Here is a 13,121-nt window from a genome sequence, read left to right as displayed (position 1 = left end):
CTTAGGCGTACGTGGTGCTGAGTGAGGGGTGGGGGCGCTGCCAGCGCAGCAGTGACAGGCCCATCGCCATGCCGCCGCCGAAGGCGGCCAGCAGGACGAGGTCCCCGTCGTCGAGCTCTCCCGAGCGGGCCGCCCGGTCGAGGGTGACGGGGACCGAGGCGGCTCCGGTGTTGCCGAAGTCCTCGTAGCTGAAGCGGGTGTGGCCGTCCGCGATGCCGATCGTGGCCGAGAGGTCCTCGAGCATCCGCCCGTTGGCCTGGTGCGGCACGAAGTGGTCGACGTCGCGGGCGGTGAAGCCGGCCTCCTCGACGAAGGCGGTGATGGCCGGGGCGACCGTGGCGTTCACGAAGTCGCGCACTCCGCGCCCGTTCATGGTGAAGTAGTGCAGGCCCTCGGCGAGGGTCTCGGTGCTCGCCGGCAGGCGGCTGCCCCCGGCCGGCACCTCGATCAGGTCGCGTTCGGCGCCGAATCCGGCCAGCCGTCCGGCCAGCACGCCGCGTCCGGGCCGGGCCGGGCCGAGCACCACCGCCCCGGCGCCGTCGCCGAAGAGGATGGCGGTGCGCCGGTCGGCGGGGTCGAGGATGCGGGAGTACACGTCCGCGCCGATGACCAGCGCGTACGGCGAGTCGGAGCCCGCCAGGACGTGCTGGGCGGCGTTCAGCGCGAACACGAAGCCGCTGCAGACGGCGTTGACGTCGAACGCGGCGGCGCCGTGGCCCGCGCCGAGGCCGTCGGCGACCACGCTGGCGGTCGGCGGCTGCGGCTGGTCGGGGGTGGAGGTCGCCACCACGATCAGCGAGAGGTCGGCGGCGACGACGCCGGCGGCCTCCATCGCGGCCCGGCCCGCGGCGATCGCCAGGTCCGAGGTGGCCTCGTCCGGTTTGACCCGGCGCCTGTTGCGTATCCCGGTCTTGCGCCGGATCCACTCGTCGGTGACCCCGGCGGCGGCTCCCACCTCGTCGTTGCCGACGACGTGCGAGGGCAGGCAGGACCCCGTTCCCAGGATCGCGATGCCTGCGCTCGTCCGTCCGGACCGGGCCATGCCCGTGGTGATCATTGTGTGACCCTTCCGTCAGAGTTCGGGCCTTTCCGCGCAGGCCGATGCTCCCGAGCCCGCCCCGTCCCGGGCAAAGGCCGGACGCCGAAGCCGTCAGGTCGCGGGGGAGTACGTCAGATGACGGCCGGCCCGGCGCCTCGCGCGCCGGGCCGGCCGCCGGGGCGTCACGCGACCGGTGCCAGCGGGGATCCGCTCAGCAGGCCGCGCACCAGCTCGCCGGTGATGGCGACCCCGTTCTGGGTGAGCACGGACTCCGGGTGGAACTGCATCGACGCGAAGTGGGTGCCGCGCATCGCGTGGACCTCCCCGCTGCCGGGATCGCGGGCGATCTCGACGATGCCGACCCCGTCCGCCTCGGCCTTGTCCTCGGCGCTCGAGGCCGCGAACGTGTTGTAGAAGCCGACGCGTTCGCGCCGCCCGAACAGGTCGACGTCCCGCTGGACGCCCTGGTTGGGCACGGACCGGCGCACCAGGTCCAGGCCGAGACGGCGGCTGAGCACCTGGTGGCTGAGGCAGATGGCCAGGAACGGCCGCTGTTCCCCGATCAGCCTCGCGATCGTGCCGTCCAGGTGGGCGATCTTGGGGTGGGACAGGTCGCGCGGGTCACCGGGGCCGGGACCCATCACCACCAGGTCGTACCCCTCGACGCGGTACGGCTCGTCGAAGCGCGTGACGGTCACCTCCAGGCCCAGCGAGCGCAGCTGGTGCCCGATCATCGAGGTGAAGGTGTCCTCGGCGTCCACCACCAGGACCCGGCGGCCCGAGGGCGGCGCCGTCCGCCCGGCGGGCCGCGCCCCGTCCGCGAGCCAGAACCCGGCGATGGTCGCGTTGCGGGCCTCGAGCGCCCGGCACACCTCGGGGTGGGCCGCGAACCGGGCCGCGCCCCCGCCCTCGAGGGCGGCGAGCAGCCCGGCGGCCTTGGCATGGGTCTCGGCCACCTCGGACAGCGGGTCGGAGTGGCGCACCAGGGTGGCCCCGACGCCGATGCGCACCGTGCCCCGCGCGTCGATGTCGGCGGTGCGGATGCAGATCGCGGAGTCCAGGGCCGAGCCGCCCTCGGCGTCACGGCCCATCAGGGCGAGGACGCCGCTGTAGTAGCCGCGGCCCTCCTGCTCGTACCGGCCGATGACCCGGCAGGCGCTCTCCAGCGGGGAGCCGGTGACCGTCGGCGCGAACAGGGTCTCGCGCAGCACCTCGCGCGGGTCGCTGGCCGTCTCCCCCTCGATGAAGTACTCGGTGTGCGCGAGCCGGGCCATCTCCTTGAGGAAGGGGCCCGTCACCCGGCCGCCCCCGGGGCAGATCCGGGCCATCATCTTCAGTTCCTCGTCGACGACCATGTACAGCTCGTCGGCCTCCTTGCGGTCGGCGAGGAAGTCCATCACCTCCGGGAGGGTGGGGCCGGTGGCCGGGTAGCGGTAGGTGCCGGAGATCGGGTTCATCACCGCGGTGCCGCCGTGCACGCTGATGTGCCGTTCGGGCGTGGCGCCGACCAGGGTGCGCTCGCCGGTGTGCACGACGAACGTCCAGTACGCGCCCTTCTCGTTCTCCAGGAGCCGTTTGAAGAAGGTCAGGGCGCTGCGCGGGGTGTAGCCGGAGATGTCGACGGTGAACGTCCGCTTGATGACGAAGTTCGCGCCCTCGCCGGTGCCGATCTCGTCCTCGATGATCCGCCGGACGGTCCCGGCGTAGGCGTCGTCGTCGACGTCGAAGCGGGCTCCGGTGGTGCGGATGGGCTCGTCGGGCAGCCGTTGCAGTACGGCGGCCAGCGGGGCGGTCTCCTGCCGGGCGACGCTCAGCGCCACCAGCGGGGTGCCGTCGTCGTGGCCGGCGAAGCCCCTCTCGGTGATCTGCCGGTAGGGGACGAGGGCGAGCACCTCGTGCCGGGGGACGCCGGTGGCCCCGGACGGCCCGGGCAACGGGACGCCGGCCAGGGTCCCGGGGTGCGACACCTCGCCGACGAGGACGTCGAGCACGCCGGGGCCGGTGGCCTCGGGGCGGTGCAGCAGGGCGAACGGCGGCGGCGTGGGACCGAGGATCTCGTCGAGCAGACCGCCCTCGTGGGGGCGTCCGGCGCGGGTGCCGGTCATGCGAAGACCTCCTTGGCGGTGGTGACGACCGCGCAGCGCGCGGCCGCGTACTCGACGGCCATCCGGTGGCGGCTCTCCTCGAAGTCGGCGACGGCGTCGGCGACCAGGAACGTCTCGATGTCGTGGCTGAACGCCTCCACCGCGGTGATCAGCACGCCGACGTGGGCGTAGACCCCGCAGACGATGAGCTGGTCGCGCTGGTGGAAGCGCATCCGGGTGAGCAGGTCGGTGTGGTGGAAGGCGCTGTAGCGCCACTTGGTGACCAGCCAGTCCCCGTCGCGGGGGGCGAGGGCGTCGACCACGGCGCGGTCCGCGGGCGCCGGACGCATGCCCGGCCCCCAGAAGTCCTTGAGCAGACCCCGCTGGTGGGTGGTCATGCCGCCGGGCTGGGCGGTGTAGGCGACGGGGACGCCGAGGTCGGCGCAGCGTTCGCGCAGGTGGGCCGCGTTGTGCACGAGCTGGCCGCGCAGCGGCTCGGGGAACGGCTGGAGGAAGTAGCGCTGCATGTCGTGGACGAGCAGCACCGCGCGGGCGGGATCGGGGATCCACGGAGCGGTGTTCGCCGGCAGCTCGGAGGCGGTGGGCAGGGGGTAGGACTCGATGGGCGGGAGGCCGGTCATGCGGGTTCGGTGTCCTTATCTCGTCGGTGCGGACCGCGCCCCGAGGGGGCGCGGGGGAGCAGCACGGCCGGTGGGGTCCGCGGTCCGCCGGACCGCGTTCCTCCCCGGCCGTGCTCGGCGGGTGCCGGGGGACGTCGTTCGGATCAGGTCGGCTCCGGTGAGTGGTGCCTCGCAGCCGGGCCGAGCGGGGGCTGGTGGTGGGGTGCCCCACGCCCTTCAGGCGGTGGGGGAGCATCGCAAGGCGGGGGAGGGCGCCGGGGCGGAGCCCTGGCAGCCGACGACGACGCGGCGGTGGGGTTCTCCCGCGTGAGCGAAGCCGGGCGTGGGGGAGCGGTGCCAGGGCCCGCGCCCCCGACAGGATCCGGACGGCACCCCCTACGCACCCAGGGCGGCCCCGCCGTCGACGGTCAGGGTGTGCAGGGTGATGTGGGAGGCCTCGTCGGAGAGCAGGAAGGCGACGGCGTGCGCGACGTCGGCGGGCCGGGCTAGCTTGCCCAGCGGGATGCCGACCCGGAACGCCTCCGGGTTCCCGGCGATGGTGGCGTGCGGACCGGACGCGTCCTGCCACATCGAGCTGAGCATCGGGGTGTCGGTGGAGCCGGGCGCGACGATGTTGCAGCGGATGCCGTGCCGGGCCACTTCCAGGCCGAGGCTCTTGGTGAACATCTCCGCGGCCGCCTTGGAGGCCGCGTACGCCGCCATCCCCGAACGGGGCGTCACGGCCGCGTTGGACGCGACGGTGACGACGGCTCCGCGGCCGCGCGACACCATGCGGCCCACCACGGAGCGCGACAGGTGGAAGACGCCGGTGGTGTTGACGGCGAAGGTGCTGTTCCAGTCGTCGTCGCTGAAGGTGCTCACCTCGCCGAGGCGCAGCACTCCGGCGGCGTTGACGAGGTAGTCGACGGGGCCGAGGCGCTGTTCGATCTCCGCGACGACGGTCTCCACCGCGGCGCTGTCGGTGACGTCCGCGGCGAAGGGCGACACCGGCAGCCCGTCCGCGCCCATCTTCTCGGTCACCTCGTCGAGTTGCCCGGCGTCGCGGTCCACCGCGGCCACCGCGACACCCCGTTCGCCCAGGACGCGGGCCACGGCCGTGCCGATGCCGCCGGCGGCGCCGGTGACCAGGGCCAGTCTGCTCTCGCTCGTGTGCTGCATGTCGTGCCTTCCTCCTTCACTGCCGTGCGGGTGCGGACCGCCACGCCCGGGGCGGCTCATATGTGCCACGCGGAGACGACGGAGATGGCCTGGCCGGCGTTGAGCCGCGGGTCGCAGAAGCTCTCGTAGGCGTCGCCGACCCTCGCGGCCTCCGTCTCGTCGGCCACGCACTCCAGGACGGCGTCGGGGGTCGCCTCCAGGTGCAGACCGCCGGCGACGCCGCCGTGGTCCACGACCGCCTGGTGGAACGCGACGACCTCGCGCTCGGCCGCCTCCACGTAACGGGTCTTGAATCCGCCGGGGGTGGTGACGGTGTTGGCGTGCAGCGGGTCGGTCAGCCAGATCACCGGGTGGCCGGCCTCGCGGACCGCCTCGACCAGCGGGGGCAGGGCGTCGGCGACGGTGTCGGCTCCCATGCGGGCGATGAGGGTGAGCCGCCCCGCCTCGCGCCGCGGGTCCAGCAGCCGGCACAGCTGGAGCACCTCGTCCGTGGTGGTACGCGGGCCCACCTTGCAGGCCACGGGGTTGGTCACGCCGGCCAGCAGGGCGACGTGCGCGCCGTCCGGCTGCCGGGTGCGCTCGCCGATCCACGGCCAGTGCGTGGAGGCCAGCAGGGTCCCGTCCTCCTCGTTCCGCAGCAGCGGGACCTCGTAGTCGAGCAGCAGGGCCTCGTGGCTGGTCCACATCGCGGGGTCGATGCGGTCCGGTCCGGACGTCCGGTTCCAGCCGAGGTGGCTCATGATGTCGTCGGCCGCCATGTAACCGGTCAGCAGGCGCAGCGGATCGGGGCGGCGGCCCTCGGGCGTGGGATCGGGTTCGTTGACCATGTGACCTCGGTAGACGGGCAGTTCGAGACCGCCGACCTGCTCGGTGGACTGCGAACGCGGCTTGGTGAACTGTCCCGCGATGCGGCCCACGCGGATCACCGGCTTGGCGGCGACCAGCCGGAGCGCGCCGGCCAGCAGGTCGAGCAGGGCCGCCTTGCGGGCGACGTGCCCGGCGGAACTCTCGTTGGGGTCCTCCGCACAGTCCCCGGCCTGCACCACCAGGGCCTCGCCGGCCGCGACCCGGGCGAGCTGGCGGCGCAGGGTGCGCACGTCGTCACCGCGCACCAGCGGGGGCCGGCTCGCGAGGTCCGACCGGACCCGGCGCACCTGATCGGGGTCGTCCCAGGGCGGCTGCTGGGGAGCGAACTTGAGTTCGATATCAACGAGCGAGTTGTCCACGAATCTCTCCAGACGCAAGAAGTGGGCAGTGCGCCCACGCATACGGGCACGCGGGTGGTGGGGAGACCGGCCCGGAAACGGAGCCGGTCCATGCGCCGTGCGTGACGGCGGGTCAGAGGCGGGGCTCCCAGCCGACGGTGTCCCAGAAGCCGAGCTGGGCGAGCTTCGGGGTGCGGGCGACCTCGGCGATGCCGGGTCCGCCGAGGACGAGCGTGCTGGGTGCCCCGGGGGTGAACGGCGGCCAGTCGGCCGTGTTCGGGGTGTGGGGGGCGGACGTACGGGCGAAGGCGGCCACGGCGTCGACGAAGATGTCGGACAGCAGCCGCTCGACGGGCCCGTCGCCGAAGACCGGGGCGAACTGCGGCAGCCGGTGGGTGCCGAACAGGAACGGCGAGGTCGCCTCGTGCGGGGTGCCGAAGTGGGGCGGCAGCGCCGGGTGGGCGAACTCCATCGCGTACAGGGGGGTGGCGCCGAGCCGGGCGTGGCGCTCGGCGAACCGGACGACCTGGTGCCGGAAGAACGCGTCCCCCAGGACCTCGGTCCACAGGGACAGCGGATCGGCCGGCAGGCCGGCGTCCCGGGCCGCGGCCCGGTAGGCGGTGGCGCAGGCGTCCGCGAGATCGTCACCGGCGCCCGGCCGGCCCAGGTCCAGCACCTCGCGCACGACCCGCACCAGCTCTGCGTCGTCGCGCGGGGCGGGCGCGGGCTGCGGGGAGCTCGGGCCGGTGTAGAAGGACCCCTCGGTGCTGGTGTGGACCGACAGCACGGGCACGTCGGGCGTCGGCAGCCGGTGGTCGTACGTGGGCATGGTGCGCCCGTCCACGACCGGGCCGCGGTACCAGCGGCCGCTGCCGACGATCCGGTCCTCGGGCCGCGGGGCGAAGATCTCCTCCCAGGCCCCGGCGAGCGCCGCGGCCGGCACGGCCCGCAGCCCGGCGACGGTGGTGCCCAGCCGGCGGGCCACGGCCTCGTAGGCGGTACGGGAGTCCTGGGGCGTCAGGGAGGTGGCGGGCGGTGTGACGTGGCTGGGACTGATCGACACGATGCGCCGGATCAGGCCGCGCAGAGCGGGCAGCAGCGCCAGCTGCCAGGCCGTGGCCCCGCCCGCCGAGGTGCCGCACACGGTGATGTTGCCCGGGTCCCCGCCGAAGGCGGCGACGTTGGCGCGCACCCAGCGCAGCAGCGCCTCCTGGTCCTGCAGCCCCCAATTGGCGAAGTGCCCGGTCTCCGGGTCGGCCAGGTCCTCGTGCAGGCCGAACCCCAGGGCGCCGAGACGGTAGTTGAAGGTGACGACGACCAGGTCGCCGCGGTGCGCGAGCCGCGCCCCGTCGTACGCGGGCAGACTGCCGGCCCCGGCCTGCCAGCCGCCGCCGTGGACGTAGACCAGCACCGGCCGGCTGCCGCCGGGGTCGGGCGTCCAGACGTTGGCGTACAGCGAGTCCTCGCTGCTGGGCGGCACCGGCCGGTTGGGGATGACGCTCTGGAAGGAGACGTCGGTGAAGCGCACGGCCTCACGCACGCCGGACCAGGGCGCGGGGGGCCGCGGGGAGGCGAAACGCAGGGCGCCCACCGGCGGCGCGGCGTACGGGACCCCGCGGAAGACGGCGACGCGGCCGGCGCGTTCGCCGGCCACCCGCCCGGCCGATGTGCGCACCACGACCCGGTTCCCGGTCGCGGCGCGGGACGGGTCCGCGACGGCGGCGGACACCCCCGGACGCTTGCCTGCGGCCTGCGGCTGGCTGGCCATGGTGGACTCCTCGGGCACTCGGACGGATCGGTCCGCCGATCCTGTTCCGCCGCTTCGGAGGTCGCCAAAGACCGTTCCGGCAATCCGTCAGCTGCCCCGCAGAGTCCGTCAGCTCACCGGCCGGATCGGCCGGTGAGCTGACACAACGGGCGATGGTTTCCGGACAGGGCCTCGACCCGTCCGTACACTGCGCCGCTCCCCGCGCTCACGCGGGCACGGAGGTCACCTCCGCCGCCGGCTCGGCCGTGCCGGACAGCACCGCCACGGCGTGGGCGGCGGAGGCGAGGGTGGCGTGACGGTGCCAGCCGTTGAAGGAGCGGCCGGAGAAGTCCTTCACGCCCACCCGCTCGGCGATCCCCGCGAAGACCTGCTCCACGCGGCGGGTCGCCCGGGTCAGCCGCAGCAACTGGGCGGGGTGCAGGTCGGTGATGTTGGTCAGCCACAGCTCACCCGGCCAGCGCCCGCCGTTCTCGCCGACGCCCAGGAGCACCAGGCCGCCGTGCCGGGAGGGCCGGCGGGAGGCGCGCTGGGGCAGCCGCACCTTGACGGCCGCGGTCAGACCCGCGTGCACACCGCCGCCGTCCGGCCCGCGCTGGATGACCGGCTGGCGCAGCGGACGGGCCACCAGCATCAGCTGGTGCGCCGTCATCTCCGTCTCGGCGGTCGTACGGGGCAGGCCCGGATCGACCGCGGCCAGCCGCAGATTGGCGCTGACCCGCAGCAGCATCGGCGCGCCCGCGGCCCGCAGCCCGCCCACGACGCCCGCGACGTCGGCCTCACGGGCGTCCATGACGGCCGGGCGGGCCGGCAGGCCCCACTCCCGGACGGTGCCGCAGTAGGCCTCCACGCAGCACTGGTCCATGGTCTCGGGCGAGGCGCTCTCCGGGATCGACGCCTGCCGGCGCCGGGTGGCGTCGTCCAGCCACGCCTCCGGCAGGTGCAGACGCCAGTTGACGGGAGTGCTGTGCTCGTCCGACACCGCCCACACGCCGACGGCCTGCTGCGCGTTCGTCATCTGGCCGCGGGCGGGATCGAAGCGCCGGTCCACACCGACCGAACTGTCGCCCGCCTTGGGTATCACCATCGGCCGCAGCACGTAGGCGCGGGCCGGCACGATCTCCTCCAGGTGGCGGGCGAGGGCGCGGCGGACGGGGCTCCAGTCCCAGGTGGAACCGCTGATGAAGTGGTGCAGGCTCTGCTCCGCCGCCTCACCGCCGAACAACGAGGAGATGTTCCGTATCGACTTGCGGCCCTCGACACCGAGCAGGCCCTGTACGTACTCCATGCCCCGGCGCCGCTGGTCGCTGCGCGGCAGGGACTCGAAGAGCACCGTGCTCAGCTCCTCCAGGACACTCCCGGGGGAGACCCCCGGTGCCGGGGGGAACAGCTCGTCCTGCATGGTGCGCCTGTGCAGCCTGGTCTGCATTCCGTCCCACCTCGCCACTCGTTCCCGACTGCGTGCTCAGGCAGCCTCGGACGGGGCGTCCAAGACGAGACCAAGGCGCGGCAAACGTGCTGGTCAAGAGGATGCTTCGAGGCTAGGCGGAAGCGGGCGGGCACGGCGGCGCGGTGCGCGGACAGGCCAGGTACGGTGCGCGGTTTCGGCAGACGGGGCCAGGAGCGGCCCCTACGTTGACGTACGGAAACTGGTGGCGGTGGGCGAACTCTCCACGGAGGCCGTATGTCCTGCTTCGACTCACGGTTCGCATCGCGCCCCGGCTACGCGCGCATGTTCCGCCCCGGCGCCCTGACCCTGGGCGTGTTCTTCCCGCTGGAGTCGTACGACGGGCCGGTGGCCCGGATGGACGTCACCGAGCAGGCCGAACGCGCCGTCCAGGCCGAGCGCGCCGGGTTCGCGGCCCTGTGGGCGCGTGACATCCCGCTGCTGGACCCGGCGTCCGGCGACGCCGGGCAGATCTACGACGCCTGGATCTGGCTGACCCACATAGCGGCGCGCACCTCACGCATCGCCCTGGCCACCGGTTCGACCGTGCTGCCGTTGCACCATCCCATCGACACCGCGAAGTCCGCCGCCTCCCTGGACCTGCTCAGCGGACGGCGCCTGGTGCTCGGCGCGGCCGCCGGGGACCGGGGCGTGCAGTTCCCCGCCTACGGGCTCGACCGCGACGACAGCGGGGCGCTGTTCCGCACCGCCGTCTCCACCCTGCGGCGCCTGTGGACGAAGGACTTCCCGGCCGTCGACCCGCCCCACGGCGCCTCCGGTGACGCGGACGTGCTGCCCAAGCCGTCCGGCGGCCGCATCCCGGTCCTGGTGACGGGCCACAGCCGGCAGAGCGTGCCCTGGATCGCCGAGCACGCCGACGGCTGGCTCATGGAGCCGCGCCCGCTGATCCAGCAGTGCCGTACGACGGCCCTGTGGCAGAAGGCGGTCCACGACGCGGGCGAGCCCCGCAAGCCGTTCGCGCAGTCGCTCCACCTCGACCTCGTCGACCGGCCCGACGCCCGCCCCAGCGCCGTCCCGTTCGGCTACCGGACCGGGCGGCGCTATCTGCGCAGTCATCTGCAGGGGCTGCGGGACGCCGGAGTGCACCACGTCGTGCTCAATCTCCGGCACGGCCGCAGGCCGGCCGCCGAGGTGCTGCAGGAACTCGGCGAGTACGTCCTGCCGCACTTTCCCGCGCACGGGACGCGCGAGCAGGCGCCGGCGACGTCCGCCGCCTGAGGCCCGGGCCCCTGACTCGGGTTCCGTTGGCTCAGGTTCCGTTGCGCGACGGCTGCGGTGCGCCGCAGCGGCGGCAGACGGCCGCGTGCCGGACCGCGTACTCCTCGCCCGGGTGCCGGCCCGCGGGCCGGGCGGACCCGCACGGCGGGTCGAGGTCGATCTCCACCCCCGCGGGCACCATCAGCCAGCGGGCCGGTGTCCTCTCGTGCTCCTCGTGCCGCATACCGCCTCCTCACCTGGACCGTGCCGTACCGGCGCGTCCGGACGGGACCGCCTCGCCCACAGTGGACCCGTCCGGTCCAGGCACGGTGAAGCCACGACCAACGACCTGGCCCGGCGGAACGTGCGGTGGCCGTGGGAGCCGTAGGGCCGCGACGGTGGCGGGGCGCGTCGTCCCGGGACGGAGCACGGACGCGCCGCTTTGCCGAGACCGGGAGACGGCCCTCGGGGAGTATCCGAACGGAAAACAGCGGTAGGCCTCAGGTCATGGATCCCGGCCGAAGACCCTGCGCCACTTCGACGCCTGATCGTCAGCCGGGGCGTTTGGCCATGACGACCAGACCGGGCCCGCTGTACTCCGTCGGGGGGAGCCGCAATTCGGCGACCGGGTTCAGGCCGGCCTGCTCGATCAGGTTGACGAGTTGTTCCGGCCGCCACTTGTGGGTCGTCCAGCGCACGGGTACGTCTCCGTAGGCCTCGGTGCGCACCGCGTCCTCGTCGCCGACGTGTGTTCCGGTGATGAAGTGTCCGCCTGGCTTCAACGCGCGCGCGAAGAGGGCGAGGACCTGGGGAAGGACGTCACGGGGGAGGTTGAACAGCGACCACCAGCCGAGCACGCCGCCCAGGGACGCTTCACCGAGGTCGAGCTCGGTGGCGGAAGCGACAGCGAAGCGGCACTCCGGATGAAGGCGGCGTGCGTTCTCGATCATGCGAGGAGAGAGATCCACCCCGGACACGTCGAGTCCGCGTTCGGCGAGGTAGGCGGTCACTGTTCCGGGCCCGCAGCCAACATCGAGGACAGGCCCGAGCCCGCGCACGGTGTCAGCGAAGGCGTCGATCGACGCCTTGAGCCACGGATCCCTGCGGATGTCGCCGACTCCAGTCGTCACGACCTACAGCTTCGCTCAGGGCTACCTGCGGGACTGGGCTCCGCTGTCCCGGGCGGACGACCTCAACAAAGCCAACCGGTATCGTACCTGCGAGGAGGGAAGCAGCGACCCGTTCGTGAAGATGTACGACGAAATCCCGACGGACTCGTGCGACGAGTTCCCCTTCGCCGGTTCCTTCGAGGGGGGAACCGACGGCGCTCTGTGCGCCGACATCATCCCGCGGTACGAGGACGGGCAGTGGTGGATCTATGCGGCTCGCGCTGACAAGCCGATCACCTACGACGAGCCGTGTGTGCGTGCCCATGTCGCCTTGGAGGCCAACACGTCTGCTGGCGGCAAGTACGGTTCGCTCGTGAGGAACGCGCGCATTCTCGACACCGAGAAGTACAGCGTCTCCGTCGTCGACTGACAGAGGACACAGCAGCACCACGCCGGGGTCCCGAAGATGATGCTCGGGGTCCCGCCCGGCAGAACCCGAAGGGACGCCAGTGAAAGACTCCATGACAGGGCCGTGGGCATGGGCCGACGATCCGCGCGCCGTGATGTGGTGCGTGACCTTCACCCGTGGCGTCACTCCTGAAGAGGTGCTCGCCCGGTACGGGGCCGACGCCCGCACCGCCAGGCTTCTCACCCGGCAGCAGGCCGCCCAGCTGGCCGGCATGGACCGGCCGGACGGGTCGGTACTCCGGGCAGGACAGCTGGGCGACTGGTCGTTCTGCTTCGAGGACTACGGAGTCATGGGGTGCATGCCCGGCCCGTTGTCCGCGCTGTCCCGCGGCACGGAGACCTTCAGCGTCCTGCGGGGCGGGGACGGCATGAACGGTTTCAAGTGCTGGCGGGACGGGCAGTGCGCCGAGTGGTTCGAGCCGGGCGCCGCCAGCACCAAACCGCGTCCCCCGCACCCCTGGTGGGATGCGGTACAGGAGCGGCTCGACGCAACGGGCGAGGAGTACCCCGGCCTGGTCCCGGTACTGGAAGCGACAGCGCACCACACCGGGGTCGTACTCGACACGGACACCCTCGACGGCCCGCTGCTCACCCTGCGGCTCGAAGACAGCGACCTGACCCCTGACCCTCCAACTCGCCTACAAGTACCCCGCCCTCCAGCGGGTGTGCGGCTCGGCCCCGCCCGACCTGGGCCACCCCTGCCACCCGCCATAGGGCAAGCCGGCAACGCCCCCACCACCCGGCGCACCCACGGTGTCAGAGTCGAGGAGTAGAGAAGCGGGCCCGTAGGCGTTGTCACGTTGTTGAGTAGACGACTGTCTGACGGCGCGTCGAGGCCTGGTGGGCCTTGGCCCGGGCGTGTGTTCAGGCTGTGGTGGGCGGGCTCCTGGGGCCGGTGATGTGGTCCCAGATCGCGAAGCGAATGGTCATCTCGGCCCGGTAGTCGGGTGCGCTCATGAGATGGCGGCGGGGCCGAAAGTGGGGTGG

At 73.2% G+C, this 13,121-nt stretch carries 12 protein-coding genes and 1 pseudogene; 3 read left to right on the top strand and 10 right to left on the bottom strand.

Translation table 11 applies throughout. The features are described from left to right. Position 1 precedes the first annotated feature (1 nt). The 7 genes from KYY02_RS30215 to KYY02_RS30185 all read right to left on the bottom strand — a co-directional run bounded on the left by KYY02_RS30215 (position 2) and on the right by KYY02_RS30185 (position 9,321). Positions 2-1,057, bottom strand: a complete 1,056-nt coding sequence (locus KYY02_RS30215) for a 3-oxoacyl-ACP synthase III family protein (RefSeq protein ID WP_371243528.1) — start codon at positions 1,055-1,057, stop codon at positions 2-4. A gap of 164 nt (positions 1,058-1,221) precedes the next feature. Beyond that, positions 1,222-3,144 carry an anthranilate synthase family protein gene (locus KYY02_RS30210; protein WP_371243526.1) on the bottom strand — a complete coding sequence of 641 codons (1,923 nt, stop codon included), beginning with the start codon at positions 3,142-3,144 and terminating at the stop codon, positions 1,222-1,224. After that, positions 3,141-3,764: an isochorismatase family protein gene (locus tag KYY02_RS30205; RefSeq protein ID WP_371243524.1), complete on the bottom strand. Its 624-nt coding sequence runs from the start codon at positions 3,762-3,764 to the stop codon at positions 3,141-3,143. The genes KYY02_RS30210 and KYY02_RS30205 overlap by 4 nt, the downstream gene beginning before the upstream one ends. A 375-nt stretch (positions 3,765-4,139) precedes the next feature. After that, complete coding sequence (locus KYY02_RS30200; protein WP_371243522.1) at positions 4,140-4,922, bottom strand: 2,3-dihydro-2,3-dihydroxybenzoate dehydrogenase; 783 nt, start codon at positions 4,920-4,922, stop codon at positions 4,140-4,142. Between the two features lie 56 nt (positions 4,923-4,978). Further along, positions 4,979-6,148 (bottom strand): 3-deoxy-7-phosphoheptulonate synthase, encoded by a 1,170-nt coding sequence (locus KYY02_RS30195; protein WP_371243520.1) that lies wholly within the window; start codon positions 6,146-6,148, stop codon positions 4,979-4,981. A 112-nt stretch (positions 6,149-6,260) separates the two neighbouring features. Beyond that, complete coding sequence (locus KYY02_RS30190; RefSeq protein ID WP_371243518.1) at positions 6,261-7,895, bottom strand: carboxylesterase/lipase family protein; 1,635 nt, start codon at positions 7,893-7,895, stop codon at positions 6,261-6,263. A gap of 205 nt (positions 7,896-8,100) precedes the next feature. After that, positions 8,101-9,321: an IS701 family transposase gene (locus tag KYY02_RS30185; RefSeq protein ID WP_371243517.1), complete on the bottom strand. Its 1,221-nt coding sequence runs from the start codon at positions 9,319-9,321 to the stop codon at positions 8,101-8,103. A gap of 255 nt (positions 9,322-9,576) precedes the next feature. On the opposite strand from KYY02_RS30185, the gene KYY02_RS30180 reads away from it, so the two are divergent. Continuing rightward, on the top strand, positions 9,577-10,578 hold the full coding sequence (locus KYY02_RS30180; protein ID WP_371243515.1) for an LLM class oxidoreductase: 1,002 nt from the start codon (positions 9,577-9,579) through the stop codon (positions 10,576-10,578). Positions 10,579-10,609: 31 nt separating this feature from the next. Here KYY02_RS30180 and KYY02_RS30175 read toward each other — a convergent pair whose 3' ends face one another. Together KYY02_RS30175 and KYY02_RS30170 are read right to left on the bottom strand one after the other, a co-directional pair. Then, positions 10,610-10,801: a hypothetical protein gene (locus tag KYY02_RS30175; RefSeq protein WP_371243513.1), complete on the bottom strand. Its 192-nt coding sequence runs from the start codon at positions 10,799-10,801 to the stop codon at positions 10,610-10,612. Positions 10,802-11,108: 307 nt separating this feature from the next. Next, on the bottom strand, positions 11,109-11,687 hold the full coding sequence (locus tag KYY02_RS30170; protein ID WP_371243511.1) for a class I SAM-dependent methyltransferase: 579 nt from the start codon (positions 11,685-11,687) through the stop codon (positions 11,109-11,111). On the opposite strand from KYY02_RS30170, the gene KYY02_RS30165 reads away from it, so the two are divergent. Together KYY02_RS30165 and KYY02_RS30160 are read left to right on the top strand one after the other, a co-directional pair. Beyond that, entirely contained in the window at positions 11,665-12,096 is a 432-nt protein-coding gene (locus tag KYY02_RS30165) for a NucA/NucB deoxyribonuclease domain-containing protein (RefSeq protein ID WP_371243509.1), read from the top strand. The two genes, KYY02_RS30170 and KYY02_RS30165, sit on opposite strands and share 23 nt — an antisense overlap. A gap of 91 nt (positions 12,097-12,187) precedes the next feature. After that, entirely contained in the window at positions 12,188-12,907 is a 720-nt protein-coding gene (locus tag KYY02_RS30160) for a DUF6461 domain-containing protein (RefSeq protein ID WP_371243507.1), read from the top strand. 91 nt (positions 12,908-12,998) lie between these two features. Here the strand turns inward: KYY02_RS30160 and KYY02_RS30155 are convergent. Next, positions 12,999-13,121 (bottom strand): annotated as a pseudogene (locus tag KYY02_RS30155) (IS6 family transposase); the annotation flags it as partial.

It is taken from the genome of Streptomyces pimonensis, assembly GCF_041380215.1.
GTDB classification, from domain to species: Bacteria; Actinomycetota; Actinomycetes; order Streptomycetales; family Streptomycetaceae; genus Streptomyces; species Streptomyces pimonensis.
Note: the sequence above shows the minus strand (reverse complement) of the source record. Positions and strands in the feature narration are given on the sequence as shown.

Excerpts from the sequence above, each read along its gene's own strand:
- KYY02_RS30180 (WP_371243515.1), top strand. The coding sequence starts at position 9,577 with ATGTCCTGCTTCGACTCACGGTTCGCATCGCGCCCCGGCTACGCGCGC.
- KYY02_RS30200 (WP_371243522.1), bottom strand. The coding sequence starts at position 4,922 with ATGCAGCACACGAGCGAGAGCAGACTGGCCCTGGTCACCGGCGCCGCC.
- KYY02_RS30160 (WP_371243507.1), top strand. The coding sequence starts at position 12,188 with ATGACAGGGCCGTGGGCATGGGCCGACGATCCGCGCGCCGTGATGTGG.
- KYY02_RS30205 (WP_371243524.1), bottom strand. The coding sequence starts at position 3,764 with ATGACCGGCCTCCCGCCCATCGAGTCCTACCCCCTGCCCACCGCCTCC.
- KYY02_RS30175 (WP_371243513.1), bottom strand. The coding sequence starts at position 10,801 with ATGCGGCACGAGGAGCACGAGAGGACACCGGCCCGCTGGCTGATGGTG.
- KYY02_RS30190 (WP_371243518.1), bottom strand. The coding sequence starts at position 7,895 with ATGGCCAGCCAGCCGCAGGCCGCAGGCAAGCGTCCGGGGGTGTCCGCC.
- KYY02_RS30215 (WP_371243528.1), bottom strand. The coding sequence starts at position 1,057 with ATGATCACCACGGGCATGGCCCGGTCCGGACGGACGAGCGCAGGCATC.
- KYY02_RS30210 (WP_371243526.1), bottom strand. The coding sequence starts at position 3,144 with ATGACCGGCACCCGCGCCGGACGCCCCCACGAGGGCGGTCTGCTCGAC.
- KYY02_RS30185 (WP_371243517.1), bottom strand. The coding sequence starts at position 9,321 with ATGCAGACCAGGCTGCACAGGCGCACCATGCAGGACGAGCTGTTCCCC.
- KYY02_RS30165 (WP_371243509.1), top strand. The coding sequence starts at position 11,665 with ATGTCGCCGACTCCAGTCGTCACGACCTACAGCTTCGCTCAGGGCTAC.